Source organism: Treponema sp. OMZ 799 (assembly GCF_024181365.1).
In the GTDB taxonomy this organism is placed as follows: Bacteria; Spirochaetota; Spirochaetia; order Treponematales; family Treponemataceae; genus Treponema_B.
This window is the reverse complement of record NZ_CP051301.1, coordinates 472,362-493,469: the sequence shown is the minus strand read 5'-3', so window position 1 is coordinate 493,469 and position 21,108 is coordinate 472,362. Positions and strand designations below refer to the sequence as shown.

16 protein-coding genes are annotated in these 21,108 nt (G+C 35.7%); 2 read left to right on the top strand and 14 right to left on the bottom strand.

The window, feature by feature from the left end; genetic code table 11:
• Positions 1–5: 5 nt before the first annotated feature.
• The 14 genes from E4O04_RS02185 to E4O04_RS02120 all read right to left on the bottom strand — a co-directional run bounded on the left by E4O04_RS02185 (position 6) and on the right by E4O04_RS02120 (position 18,531).
• The gene (locus E4O04_RS02185; protein ID WP_253709573.1) at positions 6–2,171 is read right to left on the bottom strand and encodes a peptidase domain-containing ABC transporter; all 2,166 of its coding nucleotides are present in this window, start codon (positions 2,169–2,171) and stop codon (positions 6–8) included.
• 6 nt (positions 2,172–2,177) lie between these two features.
• The gene (locus E4O04_RS02180) at positions 2,178–4,181 is read right to left on the bottom strand and encodes a M23 family metallopeptidase (RefSeq protein ID WP_253709570.1); all 2,004 of its coding nucleotides are present in this window, start codon (positions 4,179–4,181) and stop codon (positions 2,178–2,180) included.
• Positions 4,182–4,196: 15 nt separating this feature from the next.
• Positions 4,197–5,372: a hypothetical protein gene (locus E4O04_RS02175; protein ID WP_253709567.1), complete on the bottom strand. Its 1,176-nt coding sequence runs from the start codon at positions 5,370–5,372 to the stop codon at positions 4,197–4,199.
• 70 nt (positions 5,373–5,442) lie between these two features.
• Positions 5,443–7,515, bottom strand: a complete 2,073-nt coding sequence (locus tag E4O04_RS02170; protein ID WP_253709565.1) for a hypothetical protein — start codon at positions 7,513–7,515, stop codon at positions 5,443–5,445.
• Between the two features lie 5 nt (positions 7,516–7,520).
• On the bottom strand, positions 7,521–8,765 hold the full coding sequence (locus E4O04_RS02165) for a hypothetical protein (protein WP_253677816.1): 1,245 nt from the start codon (positions 8,763–8,765) through the stop codon (positions 7,521–7,523).
• Between the two features lie 74 nt (positions 8,766–8,839).
• The gene (locus E4O04_RS02160) at positions 8,840–10,036 is read right to left on the bottom strand and encodes a hypothetical protein (protein ID WP_253709562.1); all 1,197 of its coding nucleotides are present in this window, start codon (positions 10,034–10,036) and stop codon (positions 8,840–8,842) included.
• Positions 10,037–10,058: 22 nt separating this feature from the next.
• Positions 10,059–10,841 carry a hypothetical protein gene (locus tag E4O04_RS02155; RefSeq protein WP_253709560.1) on the bottom strand — a complete coding sequence of 261 codons (783 nt, stop codon included), beginning with the start codon at positions 10,839–10,841 and terminating at the stop codon, positions 10,059–10,061.
• Positions 10,762–11,268, bottom strand: coding sequence for a bacteriocin-type signal sequence (locus tag E4O04_RS02150; RefSeq protein ID WP_253709557.1), 507 nt, complete (start codon positions 11,266–11,268; stop codon positions 10,762–10,764). The genes E4O04_RS02155 and E4O04_RS02150 overlap by 80 nt, the downstream gene beginning before the upstream one ends.
• Before the next feature lie 3 nt (positions 11,269–11,271).
• Positions 11,272–12,528 (bottom strand): clustered-type lipoprotein, encoded by a 1,257-nt coding sequence (locus tag E4O04_RS02145; RefSeq protein ID WP_253709554.1) that lies wholly within the window; start codon positions 12,526–12,528, stop codon positions 11,272–11,274.
• On the bottom strand, positions 12,525–13,685 hold the full coding sequence (locus E4O04_RS02140; protein WP_253709552.1) for a hypothetical protein: 1,161 nt from the start codon (positions 13,683–13,685) through the stop codon (positions 12,525–12,527). Before E4O04_RS02140 ends, E4O04_RS02145 begins: the two co-directional genes overlap by 4 nt.
• Before the next feature lie 55 nt (positions 13,686–13,740).
• Positions 13,741–15,039 (bottom strand): clustered-type lipoprotein, encoded by a 1,299-nt coding sequence (locus E4O04_RS02135; protein ID WP_253709549.1) that lies wholly within the window; start codon positions 15,037–15,039, stop codon positions 13,741–13,743.
• Positions 15,040–15,077: 38 nt separating this feature from the next.
• The gene (locus E4O04_RS02130; protein ID WP_253709547.1) at positions 15,078–17,177 is read right to left on the bottom strand and encodes a CHASE2 domain-containing protein; all 2,100 of its coding nucleotides are present in this window, start codon (positions 17,175–17,177) and stop codon (positions 15,078–15,080) included.
• Between the two features lie 11 nt (positions 17,178–17,188).
• Positions 17,189–18,055, bottom strand: a complete 867-nt coding sequence (locus E4O04_RS02125) for a M48 family metalloprotease (RefSeq protein WP_253709545.1) — start codon at positions 18,053–18,055, stop codon at positions 17,189–17,191.
• On the bottom strand, positions 18,055–18,531 hold the full coding sequence (locus E4O04_RS02120; RefSeq protein ID WP_253709542.1) for a hypothetical protein: 477 nt from the start codon (positions 18,529–18,531) through the stop codon (positions 18,055–18,057). The genes E4O04_RS02125 and E4O04_RS02120 overlap by 1 nt, the downstream gene beginning before the upstream one ends.
• Before the next feature lie 185 nt (positions 18,532–18,716).
• On the opposite strand from E4O04_RS02120, the gene E4O04_RS02115 reads away from it, so the two are divergent.
• Together E4O04_RS02115 and gltA are read left to right on the top strand one after the other, a co-directional pair.
• A complete protein-coding gene (locus E4O04_RS02115) occupies positions 18,717–19,553 on the top strand; it encodes a sulfide/dihydroorotate dehydrogenase-like FAD/NAD-binding protein (RefSeq protein WP_253685886.1) in 837 nt (278 codons plus the stop codon).
• Between the two features lie 14 nt (positions 19,554–19,567).
• Positions 19,568–21,079 (top strand): NADPH-dependent glutamate synthase, encoded by a 1,512-nt coding sequence (gene gltA, locus E4O04_RS02110; RefSeq protein ID WP_253709540.1) that lies wholly within the window; start codon positions 19,568–19,570, stop codon positions 21,077–21,079.
• Positions 21,080–21,108: the final 29 nt, after the last annotated feature.

The window sequence follows — 21,108 nt, the reverse complement described above, 5'->3', positions numbered from 1 at the left end:
AAAAGTTAGATATCCGTATTTTGAGCATTCCAAAGATCGGTATATATTCCGTTTTTTAAAATAAGCTCTTTGTGTGTTCCTTCTTCTTTTATTTTACCTCCATCAAATACAAAAATTTTATCGCAATTTATAATTGTCGAAAGTCTGTGAGCAACAATAATTGTTGTTTTATTTTCAATTATTTCTTCGATTGTACTCATTATAGCTTTTTCGGTAATAGCATCTAAACTTGCAGTTGCCTCATCAAGTATCAATATTTTAGGTTCTCTAAGTAAAATGCGGGCCAAGGCTATACGCTGCCGTTCTCCGCCTGAAAGAGTTGCGCCCCGCTCTCCTATAATTGTTTCGTAACGATCGGGCAGCTTGTTTATAAAAGCATCGGAGCGGGAAGCTTTTGCGGCATAGTATAAAGCTTTTTCAGGTAAAAATCCGTTTCCCCATAAAATATTTTCTCGAATAGAACCTGAAAATAACAGAACTTCTTGCGGCACATAACCTATAAGTTTACGGTATGATTCGGTTTCCAAGTCTTTTATATTTAAACCGTCAATAAGAATTTCCCCGCTTTGAAAATTATAAAATTTCATAAGCAGTTTTACAAGCGTTGTTTTGCCTGAACCGGAGGCTCCTACAAAAGCAATTTTCATTCCGGGCTTGATATTTAAATTAATATTTTCTAGTGTGTTGCCATGTAAACCGTATGCAAAACATAAGTTTTTAATTTCGATAGAACCTTCTATATTTTCTATTTTAGTTTTTCCCGAGTAGGTTGTTTTTTCGATAGGCATATCAAGTATTTCGGAAAGACGGTTGGCTGCAACAAAGGCTTCCTGTAATGTAGGCTGTAAGGTTAATAAACGCCCTAATGGGCCTAAAAAATATCCCGACAAAATAGAAAAAGCTATCAATTGTCCGAGGCTCATTGTTCCGTTTAATATTTTAAAACTGCCTACCCAATAAACACCTAAAGTTCCAAGCTGAGAAAGAGCCATTTGCACGGCATTTTCTATATTTGCAAGAGTACCTATTTCAATTCCCTTATTTACGGAGTCTACCATTTTTACTTCTGTCCGCTCAAATGCAAGGTCTTCACTTGAAAGAGCTTTCACCGTTCCTATTCCGTTTATGGACTCTACCATACCCGAATATTTTTCGGCATCTATTACGGCTTTTTCTTTTATCATTCGCCTATAGGGACTTACAAAAAAACATATTACAACGGCAGAAATAATAACCGGAATAATGGCAATCAGCATGAGTATACCGCCTGAGGCACATAAAAAAGCTCCGCCTACAGCAAGCATTAGGGAGTCCAAAATAATATTCATTCCTGTAGAAGATAGAACCTGTCTTATAGTATTTACATCATGAATACGGGAAAGCACCTCTCCTGTTTTGCGTGTAGTAAAAAAATCCATCGGAAGATGAAGAACATGATCAAAGTACTCAAAACTTAAGGCCGCTTCCATCTTACTGCTCATATGAAGCATAAGTTGATTACGCGAAATATTTAACAGCGTTTGAAAAATAATTACAACAAGGTATCCTAAAGAAACCAAGTTAAGCGTTATTTTTGTACCTGAATATAAAACTTCATCAACCAAAAACCGAAAATAAAAAGCAACGATTATACCTAAAAAACTTAAGAGTATACTTGCCGTAAGAACTTCGCCTACTATTTTTTTATGGGGCTTTAAAAGATAAAAAAAACGGGTTAAAATACTGCCTGAATCTTTATTTAATTTAAATTTTTCTTGAGGAGTTAAAACAAAAAAGACACCGGTCCACTCTTTTTTAAATTCACTTATAGGTATTTTCAAAAGCCCTGAAGCAGGGTCTCCTATAATTACGTTATCTTTTTTAATTTTAAAAATTACAACATAATGCTCTGAATCATTTCTTTTTAAATGAGCAATTACAGGGAACACAATGTCCTCGGAAAATTCTTTTTCGGGACTTAAAGCTCCCTGACATGAAAACCCTAATTCTTCTGCACCGCGGACAATTCCGTATCCTGATGTACCGCCTTTATCGGTACCTGCTATTTTGCGTATATAAGAAATAGGGATTCTTTTCCCGTAATATTTGCAAACGGAAGCAAGGCAAGCAGGCCCGCAGTCTTGACTGTCATGCTGCAAGACCACGGTTAAATTGGATTTTTTAATAAACACAGCTCCCTACACCCCAAACGGCTCTTTTCTTATTGCAACATCGTTTACAGGAAGCCCTGCAACATTTAAACTACTTACAGGCTGTAAGGCGGACAATTCGTTACTTATAATTGTAGAATTAAATGCACTCGATTCTTGTGCACTAAAAGGTTTTGTGCCGTACAAAGTATCCAAATAATATTCATTGCCTGTATCCATGCTTGAAGGCGTATAAATTACTCCGCTGCCGCCTCCGGGTGATTTTGGCGGTTTAGGTTTACTTCCTCCTCCGCCTCCGGGCGGGCTTGGCGGTTTAGGTTTGCTGATGCCGCTATCTCCCCCGCCTTTTTTGGGAGGCGGGTTATTTTTAGGAGGAGAGGGATTTTCATCGTTACCGGATTTGGGAGGAGTCTTGTTTCCTCCGCCGGTATTTTTATCATTCTCCTTCTTTGTGGTATCCGGTTTATTTATCCATGGTTCAGGGTCTTTATCTTTTTTAGAAGAAGAATCGGAATTATTACTACCGGTATTAGTAGTAGGAGCTGGTTGAGTAGACCTGTTTCCGTCGTCATCTTTTTTATCATTCTTCTTAGTGGAATCTGTATTACTTGCCCATGGCTCAGGATCTGTATTTTTTTCAGAAGAAGAATCGGAATTATTACTACCGGTATTAGTAGTAGTAGTTTGATTAGTTTGCCCGGTTTCAGTATTTGTCGGCCCTGCTAAATCAGGCTTTTGCGGGTCGGAAATTACTAATAATTCCTGTTCTTTTTTTCCGATTATATACTTTGTTAAATTACTTTCAACAATGCTTATATTAGCTTCTGCTTTTTCTAATGCTTCCCTTTTTTTACTTACATAGTCTGCATACTTTGCTTTATCATCATTTGAATATGCAGGATTCTTTTGCATTTCTTCATTTTCTTTTGCTATTTTTTCAAATTCATGTTTCAACTTATCTCTATAAGCTTTTGCATCATTTAACTTATCTATTTTTTTTGCAAACTCAACCGATCCGGCTCTCTCCATTTGACCTGCAAGCGTTTTAAAATCTTCTTTTTCTTTTCTTTCTGATCTAAGTAAATCTTCTAAATCATCCAACTCTTTTTTTGCTTTATTTAATTCTTCTTGCAAATTCGTCAAAATCTTTTTTTTGAAAAAAGACGGAAAAAGGATATCTTCTGTTTTTGTTATACTATCTTCAATTTCAGATAATTTATTTTTACTTTTAGTTATATTATCCTCAATAGCTTTTATTTCTTTATTAACACCGTCAAGTGTTTCTGTTAGATTTTCTTTACCGCCAAGATTTATCCATTTTTCTCTTAAAATATTCATAGTTTTATTTTGATGGTCTCTTGTACGAATATATAATTCATAATTATCTTTATGATCTTCATAAAAATTATAATGACCGTCTCCTTTAAGACCGCATTGATAATCGGTAATAAGTCTATTATAAGCTTTTGGATTAGTACGCCCTGAAAAATCAACACCTTCATGGGTGTACCAACTATTTATAAGACTAAAATCATAAGGTTCATTAAAACCGCCTGAGATTCGTGTATTTGTGGGCCATACGCCTTTATCCCTTATGTATCCTAAAGGATCGACCTGTCTACCCTTATCCATTGTAAGATCTGAAGCTGCATATTCCATAGGATCATCTCTATTACTATCTTTATATACCGAAACATGCAAATGTTTGCTTTTTGTGCCGGAGCTGCCCATTATGCCTATTTCGTCTTCCTTATTCACCATCTGTCCTTTCTTTACATTTATTTTATCCAAGTGAGCATATCTTACAAGTACTCCGTTTTTTTGATCTTTTACAAGAATATAATTTCCATAGCCGTCTTTATTGCTATCTTTAGCATAACCTACCTCAACAACAATTCCTCCTTTTATCGAATAAACTCCATCAAGATTTTTGCGTACAATCTTTCGGCCCTGATCATCAAGCATTTCTCCGCCAAAAATATTTTTAAGTTCAGACATACTAAGCTTTCTGTATAAGCCCTTCTTTTTCATACTTTCCCTCCATAATTAATAATAATAATATACACTTTCATCTGACATTTCAAACATAAAACCGCTTCCACTTAGTAACCGAAAATTATATTTATATCTACCCATTTTAGTACCATACCATGTAGGAGATCCAAAACCTTCAAAAACTTTATATTTTCTTTGAAAACAATGCATTAATATATATGTATCTTCATCAGTAGGATAAACCCTTAAATATATAACTTTGCCATTATAGTTCCAGACAGTAATCTTTTCATCCGTACTTTCAACACCGTCTAGTCTATACTTGAACTCGGCATCCAAAACTTCATCAAACAGATATGACTTTGGTTCAAAAAATACCTTTTTATAAATGATACCATGGCTGTCAAGTTTTGTTTTTACCGTTTCCATATCATCTTTTATGTGGAGTCCATAAAAATATAAATCTCCAAGTTCCAATATATCATCGGATTTTCGATCGGCTTCTTCAAAATAAGTTTTATACCCGTCTCTGGTCATTATAATGGTTGTCGCCTCTGTCGGATAGTATACCTCGCTTCGATAAATAACATTATTTTCCTTTGTGTATGAATCATAATCCGGCGTTTCATAATATGTATAGCCTTTCCCGCTTGACTTTTTTAAATCGAGTGCATCAAAGGCAACTCTTTTTGAATCGGGAAGATAAAATTTATAAAATCCCAGATCGTAAGCAAAAAACTTGATAAATCTTATTATTTTGTCATCTTTAAAGATTATATAAAAATCATTACTTGAGTCTTTCCCTAAGGTTTTATAATCAGGAATGTAAGCCTTACAGCCCATCTCTTGTAAGCTTTTAGGCATCATTGCTGTAGGATATAAACCGTTAACTCCGAACTCTTTTAATTTGGCTAATGCCTGTTCATAGGTGTCATTTATATTTAAGTTATAAAATAATAAACTTCCCTTTGCCATATAGTGCTTTTCATCGGAAAGATATCTAAGCCCCTCTTTTTCGGCCTCTTTATTAGAATCTTCGGCTACAACCTCTTTTTCTTTTTCCGTTTTTTCTTCTTTTGCCTGAGTTTCTTTAGACTGAGACTCTGTTTTTGTAGATGTTTCAACTTTTGCTTCAACAGGCTTCTGTTCTTTAGCCTCTTTAGAACACGAGAATAAAAGAACCGCTAATATTAAGATAAAAATAAGTTTTAATTTGTCTTTTTTCACTATAACCTCCATACCTTAAGATTTTAACATCTATATATAGAAATTGTCAAGTGTTTTAGATTTAAATTCCCTACACCCCAAACGGCTCTTTTCTTATTGCAACATCGTTTACAGGAAGCCCTGCAACATTTAAACTACTTACAGGCTGTAAGGCGGACAATTCGTTACTTATAATTGTAGAATTAAATGCACTCGATTCTTGTGCACTAAAAGGTTTTGCGCCGTACAAAGTATCCAAATAATATTCATTGCCCGTATCGGTACTTGAAGGCGTATAAATTACTCCGCTGCCGCCTCCGGGTGATTTTGGCGGTTTAGGTTTACTTCCTCCTCCGCCTCCGGGCGGGCTTGGCGGTTTAGGTTTGCTGATGCCGCTATCTCCTCCGCCTTTTTTGGGAGGCGGGTTATTTTTAGGAGGAGGGGGATTTTCATCGTTACCGGATTTGGGAGGAGTCTTGTTTCCTCCGCCGGTATTTTTATCATTCTCCTTCTTTGTGGTATCCGGTTTATTTATCCATGGTTCAGGGTCTTTATCTTTTTTATCATCTCTATCATTATCATTTGTATCATTATCGGTATCGTTAGGATCAGTATCAGGGGCAGGGCCGGGAGAAGGATTAGCGATTTTATCTTCTCTCTTACGATTTTCTTCCTCTTGCTTAAGTCTTTCTTTTTCAAGCCTTTCCCTTTTAGCTTTTTCTCTTGCCGCTTTTTCTTCTGCTATTCGTTTTACCTCAGCTTCGGCCTTTGCTTTTGCTTGTGCTATCCGTTTTACCTCGGCTATCCGTTTTGCTTCGGCTTCAGCTCTTGCTTTTTCTTGTGCTGCTATTTCCGCTTTTTTCTGTTCAATATAATCACCGGCTGTTATTCTTCCTAAAAGAACATTATCTACATTTTTATCTCCTTTTTTTATTGCCGATAATAAAGTCATGTTATTATTTCTTAATACTTTTCTTAGATCATCAGCTCTTGTGTCAATTAAGACAGAAAAAGCCGTCTTCCCTAAAGCGTATTTTGTAAGTTCATAAGTAAAAAAAGGATTATCAAAATTAAAATTTTTTGATTCAGAATTATATAATCCAGGGTGTTGTTTTAAATACTCTTCAGATATTTCTTCTTTTAGCTTTCCAAGATATTTATCCTCTTCTACTTTTCTTTTTTTATAATTCATATAATCATTTTCATCATAATTAGGGTCATGTATCGAAATGGATTGTTTTCCTGTTGCAAAATCATGTGCAATACCACAAAATCCATCTGCTTGCGTATCTGGTTTTCCTGTTTGTGTTACATCATAGACATATATAATTTTTTTATCTATTGATTTTGGCTTTCCATCTGCTGTCTTTTCATATTTATATTTATATGTTTTACCAAAGGCTCTTTCATTTTGGTATATAATGCCATTATTCCATCCAACATTACCCATAAGAGGTCCTTTGGCAGGATCATATGGATTTTTATCTTCAACAACAACTGCAATATGACTACTCAGCCCCTTTTTTGCCTCAGGATTTCTCCATAATGCAAAGACAGTAAATTCCTTTTCATTTACAAGTCTTTGGGCTTGTTCACCATCTTCTATTATTTTTATCGGACAAACATCTTCTCCAAATTTGAGCAATGCCTTGCATTTATCTGCATATTCTGCTCCTTTATCTAATCTGCTGCCATGTTCAGTTCTTGAAAAATCATTACCTATATCCATAGGTATATCATTATTAATATGCATTTCAAGATATTTCTTTGGATATTCTTTAACATAGCTAACTATATTATCATATGCAGCTGTTGCATTTACATCATAACCGCGCATCCTGCCTTTTTTCTGCAGGGATTGATTACCATAAAACCCATCCATATGAAAGCCTGTGGAATGTCCTACATCAAAACTATGCTGATTACAACTTGTTGAATTCTCATTTAATCCATTATAATCATAATTAGACCTTGCACCTCGTTGATATATTGCCGCATTAATATTATTTTCCGTAATTTCATAAACTCTCCGGTTATTTCCTTTTAAAGGATTTTCATCAATATTTTTTTTATCAGTTTCATCAGAAATATCAGAATCAAAACCACCTCTTACCATTAATAGAGCTTCATCAGTTAATCTAATAATTTTTTTGCTTGTATTCATTACTCTTACTCCTTAGGTTTTTCCCAGCCGTATTTTTCGGTTACTTTTTTATACTTTAAAATAAAATCGTTTAAATCTTCATTCCACCGGTATTCTGCATATCCGCGAGAATAACTGCCGGAGCCTGTCTGACTGTAAATATATTCTTCATGAATATCCATCACAATTGTTTTTATATGCCAATTAAGTTTTTTAAAATTATAATTGTGCAGACAAACTCGGTTAATATTAAAAAAATCATCTTCAAACTCTGCTCTATAAAAGTCCGTGCCGCCTACAAATACTGTTTGAAAATACAGCTCATTCTTATCATTTTGATTTAAATCTGCAATAAAGCCTGTTGAAAAACTAAATTTATACTTAATTTCATCTGTATAATTAAATATTTCTCTATTGTCCAAATACTCATCAGGGTACAGTACAATCGGATATTCATTTATAATTTTATCATTTTCAACTATAAAGCAATGAAGTCTGCTAATATAATCTTTCGTTGTTTTTCCATCACTAAAGAAAACAACATATTCATCATAACCTGAATTGGTAAAATCTCCTTTTATATAATCAAGAACTTTTAATTTATCCGTAGCAGAAAAAAACATAGAGTAGTTTTCTTTTTCGTAATCTTCAAATAATTCAATTAATTTTGTGTTATCCTTATCATCTTTTAATGTAACGATTTCGCCTTTTACTTGATTTTCTATCGTTGTTTTGTTAATCTTACCTATGTTAATGGAGCTTATAAGTTCGTTTTCTAAAACAACATATACATCTGCATGAGGATTATATTCCAAGGTCATTTTATACAGTAAAAAAACTCCCGGCTTAATTTCTATTTTTTGCATACAGCGATAAATTTTTCCGTCATATTCTATATTTTCAACATCAATATAATGTACATTTTCATAACTTGCAGGAATTATCAATTTATTATTTATAAGATCAATATCTTTTACCATATAAGGATCGTATATGTACATAAAATCAGGTTTTATACCAACTTTATCTCGAAGCTGTTTAAGTTTTTCTTCGTATGCTTTACTTTTTTTGTATTTTTCTTCAGCTTCAAGTTGTTCAGCTGTCTTTTGAGGTGCAGGAGGGTCAGGCTTTACTGCTTCAATTTTATTTTCTACCGGTTTACTTTCAGCTAAAATTTTTTCTTCCGCAGGTTCTTTAACCTCTTTAGAACACGAAAATAAAAAAGCCGTCAATATTAAGATAGCGATAAGCTGTAATTTATCTTTTTTCACTATTACCTCCATATCCAAGATTTTAACATCTATGTGTAATAGCCGTCAAGTCTTTTGGATGAAAATAAATTCTTTTATTTTTTATACTTCAACCTCCATAATTTATTTTCTATATATGCTGTTTCATCTTCCATTGTAAACATAAAATCCTTACCCTTCCTTACCCAAACATTATATTTATATCTACCCATTCTAGTGCCATAACATGTACCTGTATATCCGGGCCCTTCAAAAACTTTGTACTTTCTTTGAAAATGATGCATTAATATGTATGTATCTTCATCGGAAGGCGGTACCCTTAGATGTATAATTTTATCTTTATACCACCAAACGCTAACTTCTTCATCCCTACTTTCAAAACCATCCGGGTTATCCTTATAAACAGAATAATACAAATCAGACACTGGTGAAAAACCCGCCCCTTTATAAATAATGTAATTGTTGAAAAGTTTTGTTTTTATTGTTTCCATATCATCTTTTATGTGAAGATCATAAAAATATAAATCGCCAAGTTCCAAAATATCGTCGGACCGTCGATCGGCTTCTTCAAAATAAGTTTTATACCCGTCTCTGGTCATTATAATGGTTGTCGCCTCTGTCGGATAGTATATCTCATTTCGATAAATAACGTTATTTTCCTCTGTATAATGATCCGGTGTTTCAAAATACGTATAGCCCTTCCCGCTTGATACTTCTAACTCCCATATTTCAGGGTAGATATTCTTTACATCAGGCCGATAAAATTTATAAAAACCCAGATTGTAAGCAAAAAATTTGATAAATCTTATTATTTTACCGTCTTTAAAAATTATATAAAAATCATTACTTGCATCTTCTTCTAAAGTTTTATTATCAGGAATGTAAGCCTTACAGCCCATCTCTTGTAAGCTTTTAGGCATCATTGCTGTAGAATATAAACCGTTAACTCCAAAATCTTTTAATTTGGCTAATGCCTGTTCATAGGTATCGTTTATATTTAAGTTATAAAACAATAAACTTCCCTTTGCCATATAGTGCTTTTCATCGGAAAGATATTTAAGCCCCTCTTTTTCGGCCTTTTTACCGGGTGTTTCGGGGATCACCTCTTTTGTTTCCGCTTTTTCTTCTTTTGCCTGAGTTTCTTTAGACTGAGACTCTGTTTTTGTAGATGTTTCAACTTTTGCTTCGACAGGCTTCTGTTCTTCCGCAGGTTCTTTAACTTCTTTAGAACACGAAAATATAAAAGCAGCCAATATTAAGATAAAGATTAGTTTTAATTTGTTGTTTTGCATTATAACCTCCATATTTAAGATTTTAACATTTGTGTGTAATAGCAGTCAAGTGTTTTATTGCAGTATCGTTTCCAGGGAACCCCGCAACATTTAAACTTGTTACAGGCTGTAAGGCGGATAATTCGTTACTTATGATTGTAGAATTAAATGCACCAGATTCTTGTGCACTAAAAGGTTTTGTGCCGTACAAAGTATCCAAATAATACTCATTGCCTGTATCGGTACTCCAAGGCGTATAAATTGTTCCGCTGCCTCCGCCTCCGGGCGGGCTTGGAGGTTCAGGTTCATTACCGCCGCTATCTCCTCCGCCTCCGCCGTTTTCGGGAGAAGGATTTTCTTCGGAAGGAGGAGCAGGACTTTCGCTGTCACCATCTTTAGGCGGTGTTCCATTTCCTCCGCCGGAGTTGTCAGGCGGAGTAGTTATTGTTTCTTCATTATTATCCTCATTATCATCTCTATCATTATCTATAGGTTCATCAGTATTTCCATCAGGATTGTTAGGATCAGTATCAGGGGCAGGGCCGGGAGAAGGATTAGTGATTTTATCTTCTCTCTTACGATTTTCTTCCTCTTGTTTAAGTCTTTCTTTTTCAAGCCTTTCCCTTTCAGCTTTTTCTTCTGCTATTCGTTTTGCCTCGGCTTCAGCTCTTGCTTTTTCTTGTGCTGCTATTTCCGCTTTTTTCTGTTCAATATAATCACCGGCTGTTATTCTTCCTAAAAGAACATTATCTACATTTATATGTGTGATTATTTTGTTCTGCAAGATATAGTTCATCTGCTGTATGCGTTTTTTTAAATTCTTCATCTATTGTGATAGGTTTAAAGCCTATTTCTTTCATTCTGGCATCGGCTTGTTCTTTTGCATGGTTAGCAATATAATTTTCACCATTTTTACAGGCTGTATTTGCATTAACCCAATATCCTGCTCCTCTTTGTCCTTTTGTTCCTTGATACCCATCCGGTTCTCCATAAAAAGCTTCCATATGGACACCGGTAGCTTCCATTACGTCATAACTTGATTGGTTACACCAAGTTACATCTTCTGCTGCACCTTCATAGTCAAAGTTTCCTTTTGCATGAGGACGATAAATTGCCGCTTCACGCACAACATCCTGTGCATATTTCAAATTAGTTCTTCTTATAATTTCACCCACAGAATTATATTTTTTCTTATCCGTTCCGCCTCTTACCAGTAATAAATCTTCATCCATCAATTTAATAATTTTTTTCATTTCTTAATCCCTCCTATATTTTCTTTTTAATAAAATAAATTCTTTTAAAGTATCGCTCCATTGATAATCATCTATCCATTCACTTGATTCAGCTGTTATCATTTTTTTATACCAATCAATAAATACTATAGCATTTTCAATATCATACCTAGCATCATATACATAACCGGTAACAAAAGACTTGTCAGAAAATTCAATCATTAATACTTCACCGCCCTCTATATTAAATAAAGCGGCAAGATATATTTCATTTATTCCGTTTTGATTAAGGTCGGCTATCCACCCTTGTGAAAATTTATACCCGAAATCTTTCACTTCAGGAAGTTTGTCATGCGTAAGCGCAGGGTAAAAACGACCGCCTGAATTACTAATATAATAATCATTGATTATCTTGCCTTCAGAAACTAAAAAACATCTCACCCTTTTTATATATTGATCACCCATTTCCGGATCCGGGTCATCTTCATAAAACATAACAAAATATTCATCATACCCTGAGTTTGTAAAGTTTCCCTTTACATAGTCGAGTATTCTCATATCATACTGTTTATATCCCTTAGTTTTGACTCCCGTGTCCCAATCGGTATGGACAACCTTTCTAAATAAAGGATATTGTGTGTTTTCGTAATCTTCAAATAGTTTTATCATTTCATGTTTTTTTTCATCGTTTTCCATACTATATAAAGAACCGTGCGTTTGGTTTTCTATAAACTCTTCACTTATTTTTCCCATGTTGTTCTCACTTAAAAGATCATAAGAAAGGGGAAGATAAATCTGTTTAAGGTTGTACCACTTATAGGTAACCTGATAATCGAGAATTCCGCCGTTTTGAGTAGGAGCTTTATATTTACAATAGCAAAAATCCCCATCTTTTTTTACCTCATAAAAATGAATAAAGTCAAAATTATCTACATGACTATAAAGAGCCGGAGCCTTTTTCTGTGCCAGATTATCAATACTCATAAATACCGGACATTTATATCTTAGGATGTCTTCTTTCTTATCCAGTTCGGCTCCAAGCTGCTTAAGTTTTTCTTCATATTCTTTACTTTTTTTGTATTTTTCTTCCGCTTCAAGTTGTTCAGCTGTCTTTTCAGGTGTAGGAGGTTCTGATTTCTGTTCTTCAATTTTATTTTCTACCGGTTTACTTTCAGCTACGCTTTTTTCTTCATCAGGTTTTTTAACTTCTTTAGAACACGAAAATAAAAAAGCCGTTAATATTAAGATAAAGATTAGTTTTAATTTGTTGTTTTGCGTCATGGTCTCCTCCACAATTTATATGTTTTTTTCAAAAGTACGTATTTTTGTAAATCTTCATCCCAAGAAAATACCGAATCAAATTTATCTGAATCTGTATTTTCATTTTCATAATTATTTGATTTCATATATATTCTTTTTTGTTCCCAATCTACAGAACTCAGATTATAACTATCCGGGCAAACATAATTAGTTTTAAACCCATCTTTATGAAATTCCACAAATAATAAAAAATTATGATCTCTATATTTATTATTCTCATCATAATAGCCATACTCACAGAAAAAATATATTTCGTTTATTCCGTTTTGATTAAAGTCGGCAATTCGGCAGCAAGAGCGGGGATAATGTAAGCCAATATCAAACCCGAAATTCTCTACTTCAAAGTCAGGAGAAAAATAAATATCTTTAACAGGTAAAATATATTCTTTAACTATCTTATGCTTAGGCACTATAAATATTTTTACTTTGTTTATATAAGTGCTAAAAGTCGAAGCATCGCCGTCTTCGATATGGAATAGAACCAAATACTCATCGCTGCCGGAATCCGTAAAGTTACCTTCCGCACAAAATAAGATGGTAGACCACAAATCATCATTTTCTAAGGGATGATTTTCAGCCTCATATTCTACAAAATAATCAGCTATACCTCTATAACCGTAAAGGTTTGTTAGTGTTCCATTGACTTGCTTTTCTATTATTTCTTTATCTATCTTACCGATATTAACTTGACTTATAAGTTCAATTTCTGAAACATAATAAGCATTATCTGTTTGATTTTCTTTATAAGTTATTTTATATTCAAGTGTTTTTTTACCGTTTTTCTTATAATATATCTCTCCCTCTTTTTTTTTCTCATCGAATGTTATATTAATAATTCCATTTTTATCAAAAAAATTATCATCAGATTTCCTAGTAGAAAATATATTATCAGTATTGTGAGGCCAAATTAATTCGCTTTTATTATATATTTCTTCTATAAGTTCATCAATTTTTTCTTGATGAATTTTAATTTTGTTTTCCTTTTCTTCTTTGATAATTTGCTCAGGCATTTTTTCAGACTTGGGCAACTCAGTTTTTGTTTCAACTATGTTTTCTCGATTGCATGAGAATAAAAAAAGTTCGAAAATTAGTATAAAGATTAATTTGTTTGTTTTCAATTTTGTCCTCCGGTTAGTAAATTCAAATTATAATAATATACAAATAAATTTTTCATTAGTATCTTTTATATTCATATATCCTTTTAAAAAGAATATATTCTTTTAATTCTTCATTCCAAACAAAGGTGTCTATTTCTTCTTGCCATCCGTTAAAACCCTTAACAGCTCTCGATTTAGCATTCACTGTTATCATTTTTTTATTCCAATCAATAGACCCTATATCGTAGGTATCAATAGATATATAATTAGTTATAAATTCATTTCCATTAAATTCCACAACTAATACATTACCTGGTTCTATATTAAATAAAGCAGAAAGATATATTTCATTTATTCCGTTTTGATTAAAATCGGCAATCCTTCCTTGTGAAAATTGAAAACCGAAATTATCAAATTTTTTAAGATCAAGATGTGTGTAATCACCCCAAAAAAAAGCACCGCCAGGAAAAGTTATGTAATAGTCTTTAATTATCTTGCCTTCAGAAACTAAAAAACATCTCGCTCTTTCTATATATTGATCACCCATTTCCGGATCCGGGTCATCTTCATAAAACATAATAAAATATTCATCATACCCTGAGTTTGTAAAGTTCCCCTTTACATAGTCTAGTATTCGCATATCATACTGTTTATATCCCACCGCTTCTGTAGATAAATTTATAACTTTTCTATATAAGGGATATTGTGTGTTTTCGTAATCTTCAAATAGTTTTATCATTACGTCTTTTTTTTCATCAGTTTTTAAATCGTATATTTCTTCATGTACTTGTTCCTCTATTATTTTTTCATCTATATTACCTATATTGATAGAACTCATAAGTTCAATTCCTAAAACAGCATAGTACTTTCTGAACCTCGGCTTTTTAATTTGTAAATTATAATCCAGCATTCCGCCGTTTTGAGTTTTTACCTTCTGTTTGCAGTAATAAACATCATCTTCTTTTATTGCTTCTTCAAAAATCACATAATTATAGACTTTTTTTTCATCATCATATTCTCTTGTTCTCGCTTTCTTCTGTTCAAGGTCTGCATCAGTTGCATCTACAGGAAATTGCACTATAATAGCATCCTCTTTTCTATAAAGCTCTCTCTCAATCTGATCAAGTTTTTCTTCGTATGCTTTACTTTTTTTGTATTTTTCTTCTTCTTTGAGTTGTTCAGGACTCTTTACATGTGTATTATACTCAGGCTTTAATAAGAATTTGTTTTGTTTCAGCTCTATTTTTGCAGATGATTCAACTTTTGTCTCTACAGACTTTTTTTCTTCCGCAGGTTCTTTAACTTCTTTAGAACACGAAAATAAAAAAGCCGTTAATATTAAGATAAAGATTAGTTTTAATTTGTTGTTTTGCATAAAATGCCTCCATGTTTAAAATTTTGTTATTTAAAAATTTATTTAGTATCGGCTTTCCAAATACCCCGCCACTCGCCTTCAGGCTTTTGTGAAATAAGGAGTTTACATTTTTCTGCATAGTGTTTTGAAGGAGGATCGGATTCTTCATTTTGAGCAAAAATATTTAAGGCTTCTTTAAAGTTTCCGGCATAGAATTCTTTTAATCCTTTGTCAAAAGAATCAAGCAAGGCTTTTTTTTCGTTATAAGTTTTTTCGTCCATGATTTCATAAACGACTACGGGTTCGGATTTTCCCACAACTGCCGCACGGGCAAGCTCTCTAAATTTTAAACCTGCGCCGCTTTCTTCGGCCTGTTTTTTTGCTGCCTCCGCACACATTGTGTAAGTACCGAATTGCTTGTTTAAGCCTTCCAAGCGGGCTGCCAAGTTTACTGAGTCCCCCAACATCGTATAATCGAAGCGGCTTACCGAGCCCATGTTGCCCACAATGGCAAAGCCCGTATTAAGCCCTATGCGCATTTTAAAGGGCCTTCCTTCAGCCCTCTTTTCAAACTCGGCACGCCTTTCTTCAAGTTTTTTTTGACAAGCCCAAGCCGCTTCTAAGGCAGAACGGGCATGATGCTCCACCCTTGCAGGTGCATTCCAAAAAGCGATAATAGCATCGCCTTCATACTTGTCGATTGTTCCGCCCGAGTCCAAAATAATTTTACTCATGTCCGAAAGATAATCGTTCAAAAGTTCGGTAAGGGCCTCAGGACTTAAACTTTCCGAGATTGAAGTAAAACCTTGCAAGTCCGAAAAAAAGATGGATATTTCTTTACGTTCACCGCCTAATTTTAATTGAGACGGATCGGCAATCAGCTGTTCGATAACGGCAGGACTTAGATATTGCTTAAAGGCATTTTTTAAGTAACGCCTCTGTTTGCCTTCAACGATATAACTAACTGCAAGAGAGCTTACAAAGGACAAAACCATTCCGGCAAGCACAGAGGCTGTAGGAACGGAAATCCCGAAACGGAATAAAAGATAAGAAATAAAAATATAAAAAATAACTAAGCACACAAAACTTGCAGCATTCACCGTTAAAGACACAGCCCTTGATTTTATCTTTTCAGAAAAAATTTCAGGCAAACCTGAAAGAATAATACAAATTAAAATAATCAAGGCATTAATCAAAAAGCCGGTTTTTACAATCCTATTACCCGAAAGAATATTATCTAAAAGAGTTATGTGAATGCCGACCCCGGGATAAGAAGCGGAAACGGGAGTCTGACAAATATCGAAAAGACCCGGAGCATAAAGTCCGAAAAACACATACATGTCTTCAAAATCTTCAGGATGGAGCTCGCTTTCCCTGCCTGCCCTTATGTCGGCTTGAGCCTTTAAAATATCGCCTGCACTATAAGGCAAATAATCATCAATACTTTTTGTAAAGCGGAGATTAAGCTCTGCAGGAAGGCCCTCATCTTCATTCCCGCCTAAAAAATAAGAAGCAATTCCCAAGGTAGGAATTTTATAATCTTTCCATGAATAGAATAGGCGGGCCCGTCTAATAGTTCCGTCGGAATCGGGAAGGCTGTTTACATTTCCTATACGTTTGGCGGATGAAGCAATTTTGTCTATAGGAAAAATACCGGGTAATTCCTTAGCAGGGTCTAATATCTTTTTACTTAAGAAAGCCTCGTCTATCGGTTCAGGCTTAGGAGCACTATCAGGCCAGTGTTGAGTGTTACCTTGGATCCTATCAAAAAAAACGGTTTGAATAACTATGCCGCTTTCTCTTGAAGAGTCTGCAAATTTTTTATCATCGGCTTCCCCATAGGAAGAAGGCTCAGTAAAGAGCATATCGAAAGCTACAGACTTCGCTCCTCCGCTTGAAAAAAAATCCGTTATCTCGGCATAAGCTTCACGAGGCCACGGCCACTTCCAGCCTCGTTCGGATGCGGCATAGTTTAAACTTTTTTGATCTACCAAAACCAAAACAATCTCATCGGAAGAAGAAAAATAAGAAGCAGTCTTGTTCATTCTATCATCATAAAAAAAGTGTTCTGCCCGGCTAAAAATTCCTAAATAGGTAAAAAGCATCAATATGACAAAAATCGGAACGGAAATAAAAAACAGCCTTCGTATTTTCTTCATAGACTTTTTCCCTATTTTAGTTTGTTTCTTTTATAGCGCTTGAGTCTCGCGGAACGGTTATAGTTGCCGGCAAGTTTTTTTGCTTCCATTTCTACATATTTTATACGCGAATCGGCTGAAGGGTGAGTTTTGCCGAAACCTCGATGATCGTTCTTTTGTTTCTCGCCCATAATTTTAAGCATTTCGGTCATGGCATTGGGATCATATCCTGCTTTTGCCATTAGCCTGACGGCAAAACGGTCTGCATCGTATTCTTGAGTTTTAGAATAACCGGAATTTATCAAGGTCGTTACGATTTCTTTTGATGCATCTTCTAAGAATTTAATAGCTTCTTTATTTTTTTCTCCAAGAAGCATTGTCCCCGTGCTTTCTATAGCTGCCCCGGTAAGTCTATTTGTTTTAATGGCTCCTATACCATGCTTTAACTGAATGTGACCAAGTTCATGAGCTATAACACCTGCAAGGGCATCCTCGGAATCCGTACAAGCCAACAGACCTTTTGTCACCAGCACATGTCCTCCGGGTGTTGCGAAGGCGTTTATTTCATCCGTATCCAATATCGCAACATGATAGCCGTTATAAGATTCAGGCACATCAGAATTTAGTACCAAAGTCATACAAATCAAGTTCAAATAGTTTTCCAGCTGCTTATTACGGTAAAGTCTATAATTGCTTAAAATAATGGCAGCTACTTCCCTGCCTATATAATATTCTTCCTCATTTTGAATAGGCTTTGAGGCTTCAACAATAGGAGCGGCAGCATCAACAACATTTTTTGTAAAGGCAAGAGGATCATCAAAACTTTCCAATAGGGCACAAGATAGAACAATTACCGGTATCAAAATTATAACCAAACATAAGCCTAATTTCTTTTTCATTATTCACCATCCTTCAATAAGCCTTCTTTGATAAAAAACTGTAAATCCTTTGGATTCACCTTTATGCCTTCAACACTGTCAACCGCTGCATAATTTTTTTTACCCGAAGACAAAAACTCCGAGCCGGAGCCTTCAGTTAAGCCCTTTCCTGCAAGAGCCAACTCCTTTGCTTCTGCCGAAGTTCTTTTATCAAAAGAGCCGACTATTTTTTTCTTTGTAAGATTTGCCTTAGGCAGCCAGCCTACAAGGTTCGGATTTGAAACCGGAGAAACTCTCATCCATTTTCCTTTTTCTTCTAAAAGATATACCTGATCCCCATACCTAACCCGTACAACATTTTTAGCAAAAAAACCTGCATCCGATTTTATCCAGGTTTCTTTTATATTCACGTATAATTTTTTAGAGGATTTTTCGGCCGTCAGTACTCCTAAAACAACAAAAAACATAAACAAACATAATATCTTAGATTTTTTCATAAGTATCCCTTTAGTAAAGATAATATCACAAAAAAAGCCCCTTGTCCAGTTTTTAATTTTTGCCTGTTGCAAGATTTTTTGAATTTTGATATAATTACCCGTTAAGGTTATCATTGATTTGAAGACTTGTCTAACATCTTAAATCATTATTTTTTTATAGATTATAAACCTTAAGGAGTATGATTATGCACAAAATACTTGAGAAACGGCAATATTCGCCTGAGGTTTTTTATTTGCGCGTTGAAGCACCGGAAATTGCAAAAAACAGACATCCGGGACAGTTTGTAATCGTTCAAATAGATACCAATTTCGGAGAAAGAGTCCCCCTCACCATTGCCGATGCAAATGCCGAAGAAGGCTGGATTGCCCTCGTTATTCAGGCTGTAGGAGCTACAACCATCAAACTTTGCGATAAAAACGTAGGCGATTCTATTGCTGCTATCCTAGGCCCTCTTGGACGCCCCTCGCACATCACTAAGTGCGGAACGGTAGCCTGCGTTTGCGGCGGTATAGGTGTTGCACCTATGTATCCGATTGCAAAAGCTTTTAAAGAAGCAGGAAACAAACTCATAGTTATCATCGGAGCGAGAAACAAGGATCTAATTGTTTTTGAAGATGAAATGAAAGCTATAGCTGATGAGCTCATCATTACAACCGATGATGGGTCCTATGGAAGAAAGGCTTTGGTAACAGCTCCCTTAAAAGAAATCTGTGAAAGTCAAACTCCTCCCGATGAGGTTTTTGCTATCGGACCGCCCATAATGATGAAATTCTGTGCCGAAACCACCCGTCCCTTCGGAATAAAAACAACGGTTTCGCTTAACACAATCATGATTGACGGAACAGGAATGTGCGGCGGCTGCCGTGTAACCGTAGACAATCAAATCAAGTTCGTATGTGTTGACGGACCCGAATTCGATGCCCACAAGGTCGACTTCGATAATATGATGATGAGAATGAAGGCCTTCCGCGGACGCGAAGATCAGGATAGGCATAAGTGCAAGTCCGGTATTTTTAATTAAGGAGCGGAACAAATATGGAAAATACAAATCAAACATGTCATAAACACATAACACATGAGAAGCTTTCAGAACAAGCTAAAAAACTCTGGGCAGACTTAAAAGATAAGACTCTAAGCCCCAAAGAAAGAACTCAGATTCCTATTCAGGAAATGCCGGCCCTCGATCCTCATGAAAGAGCCTCGTTAATGAATGAGGTTGCCATGGGCTACACCGATGAACAGGCCCGCATTGAGGCGGAAAGATGCTTAAACTGCAAAAACAAGCCCTGCGTTAAAGGCTGCCCCGTAGGTGTTCCTATTCCGGAATTTATTTCTGAAATTCAAAAAGGCGATTATAAAAAAGCCGTCGATATTATAAAGACAACAAACCTCCTTCCTGCAATATGCGGACGCGTTTGTCCCCAAGAAAAGCAGTGCCAAGCCTTTTGTACAATAGGCAAGATGCTCAAGTCCCCTGAACAGGCTGTAGCAATCGGCCGTCTTGAGCGCTTTGTTGCCGACTGGGAAAGAAACAATAATAAGATTACCGTGCCCGAGGTTGCTCCCGAAACGGGAAAAAAGGTTGCCATTATCGGCTCAGGCCCTGCAGGTCTTACCGTTGCAGCCGATGTACGCCGAGAAGGTCACACAGTAACAGTCTTTGAAGCCTTCCACAAAACAGGAGGCGTTATGGTTTACGGCATTCCCGAATTCCGCTTGCCGAAAGAAATCGTTGCAAAGGAAGTTGAAAACCTCGAAAAAATGGGAGTTGAGTTTAAAACAAACTTCTTGGTAGGAAGAACCGAAACCCTTGAGCAGCTTTTAAAAGAAGACGGATATGATGCCGCCTTTATCGGAACAGGTGCGGGCTTGCCTAAGTTTATGGGAATTGAAGGCGAAAACCTCATCGGTGTTTTTAGTGCAAACGAGTATTTGACGCGTGCCAACCTTATGAAGGCCTATGATGCAACTCATTCCGATACTCCTCTTTATCAGGCTGAGACCTTAGCCGTAATCGGCGGCGGAAATGTTGCTATGGATGCTGCAAGAATGGGCTACCGTCTTGGCTGTAAAAAAGTTTACTGTATTTACCGCCGAACCCGTGCCGAAATGCCTGCCCGAATCGAAGAAGTAGCCCACGCCGAGGAAGAAGGCGTAGAGTTCTGCTTCCTTCAAAACCCCACAAAAATCATCGGCGATGAAGAAGGAAAGGTTTGTGCAATCGAAGTTTTAGACTATGAGTTGGGCGAACCCGATGAGTCCGGAAGAAGAAAGCCTGTGGCAAAACCCGGCACAGAGCACCAAATAAAGGTAGATGCCGTAATCGTTGCTCTCGGAAACGATTCCAACCCCCTAATGGCTCAAACAAGTCATGGGTTGGAAGTTACCAAAAAAGGCAATATCGTTGTCGATGAAAACCAAAAAACATCGATTGAAGGCGTTTGGGCCGGAGGCGATATCGTTCTCGGTGCCGCTACCGTAATCCTCGCAATGGGTGAAGGCCGAAAAGCCGCCGCTGCAATCAACGATTATTTAAAGACAAAATAAGTTTTTTACTTTAAACCGATAAAAAAGCC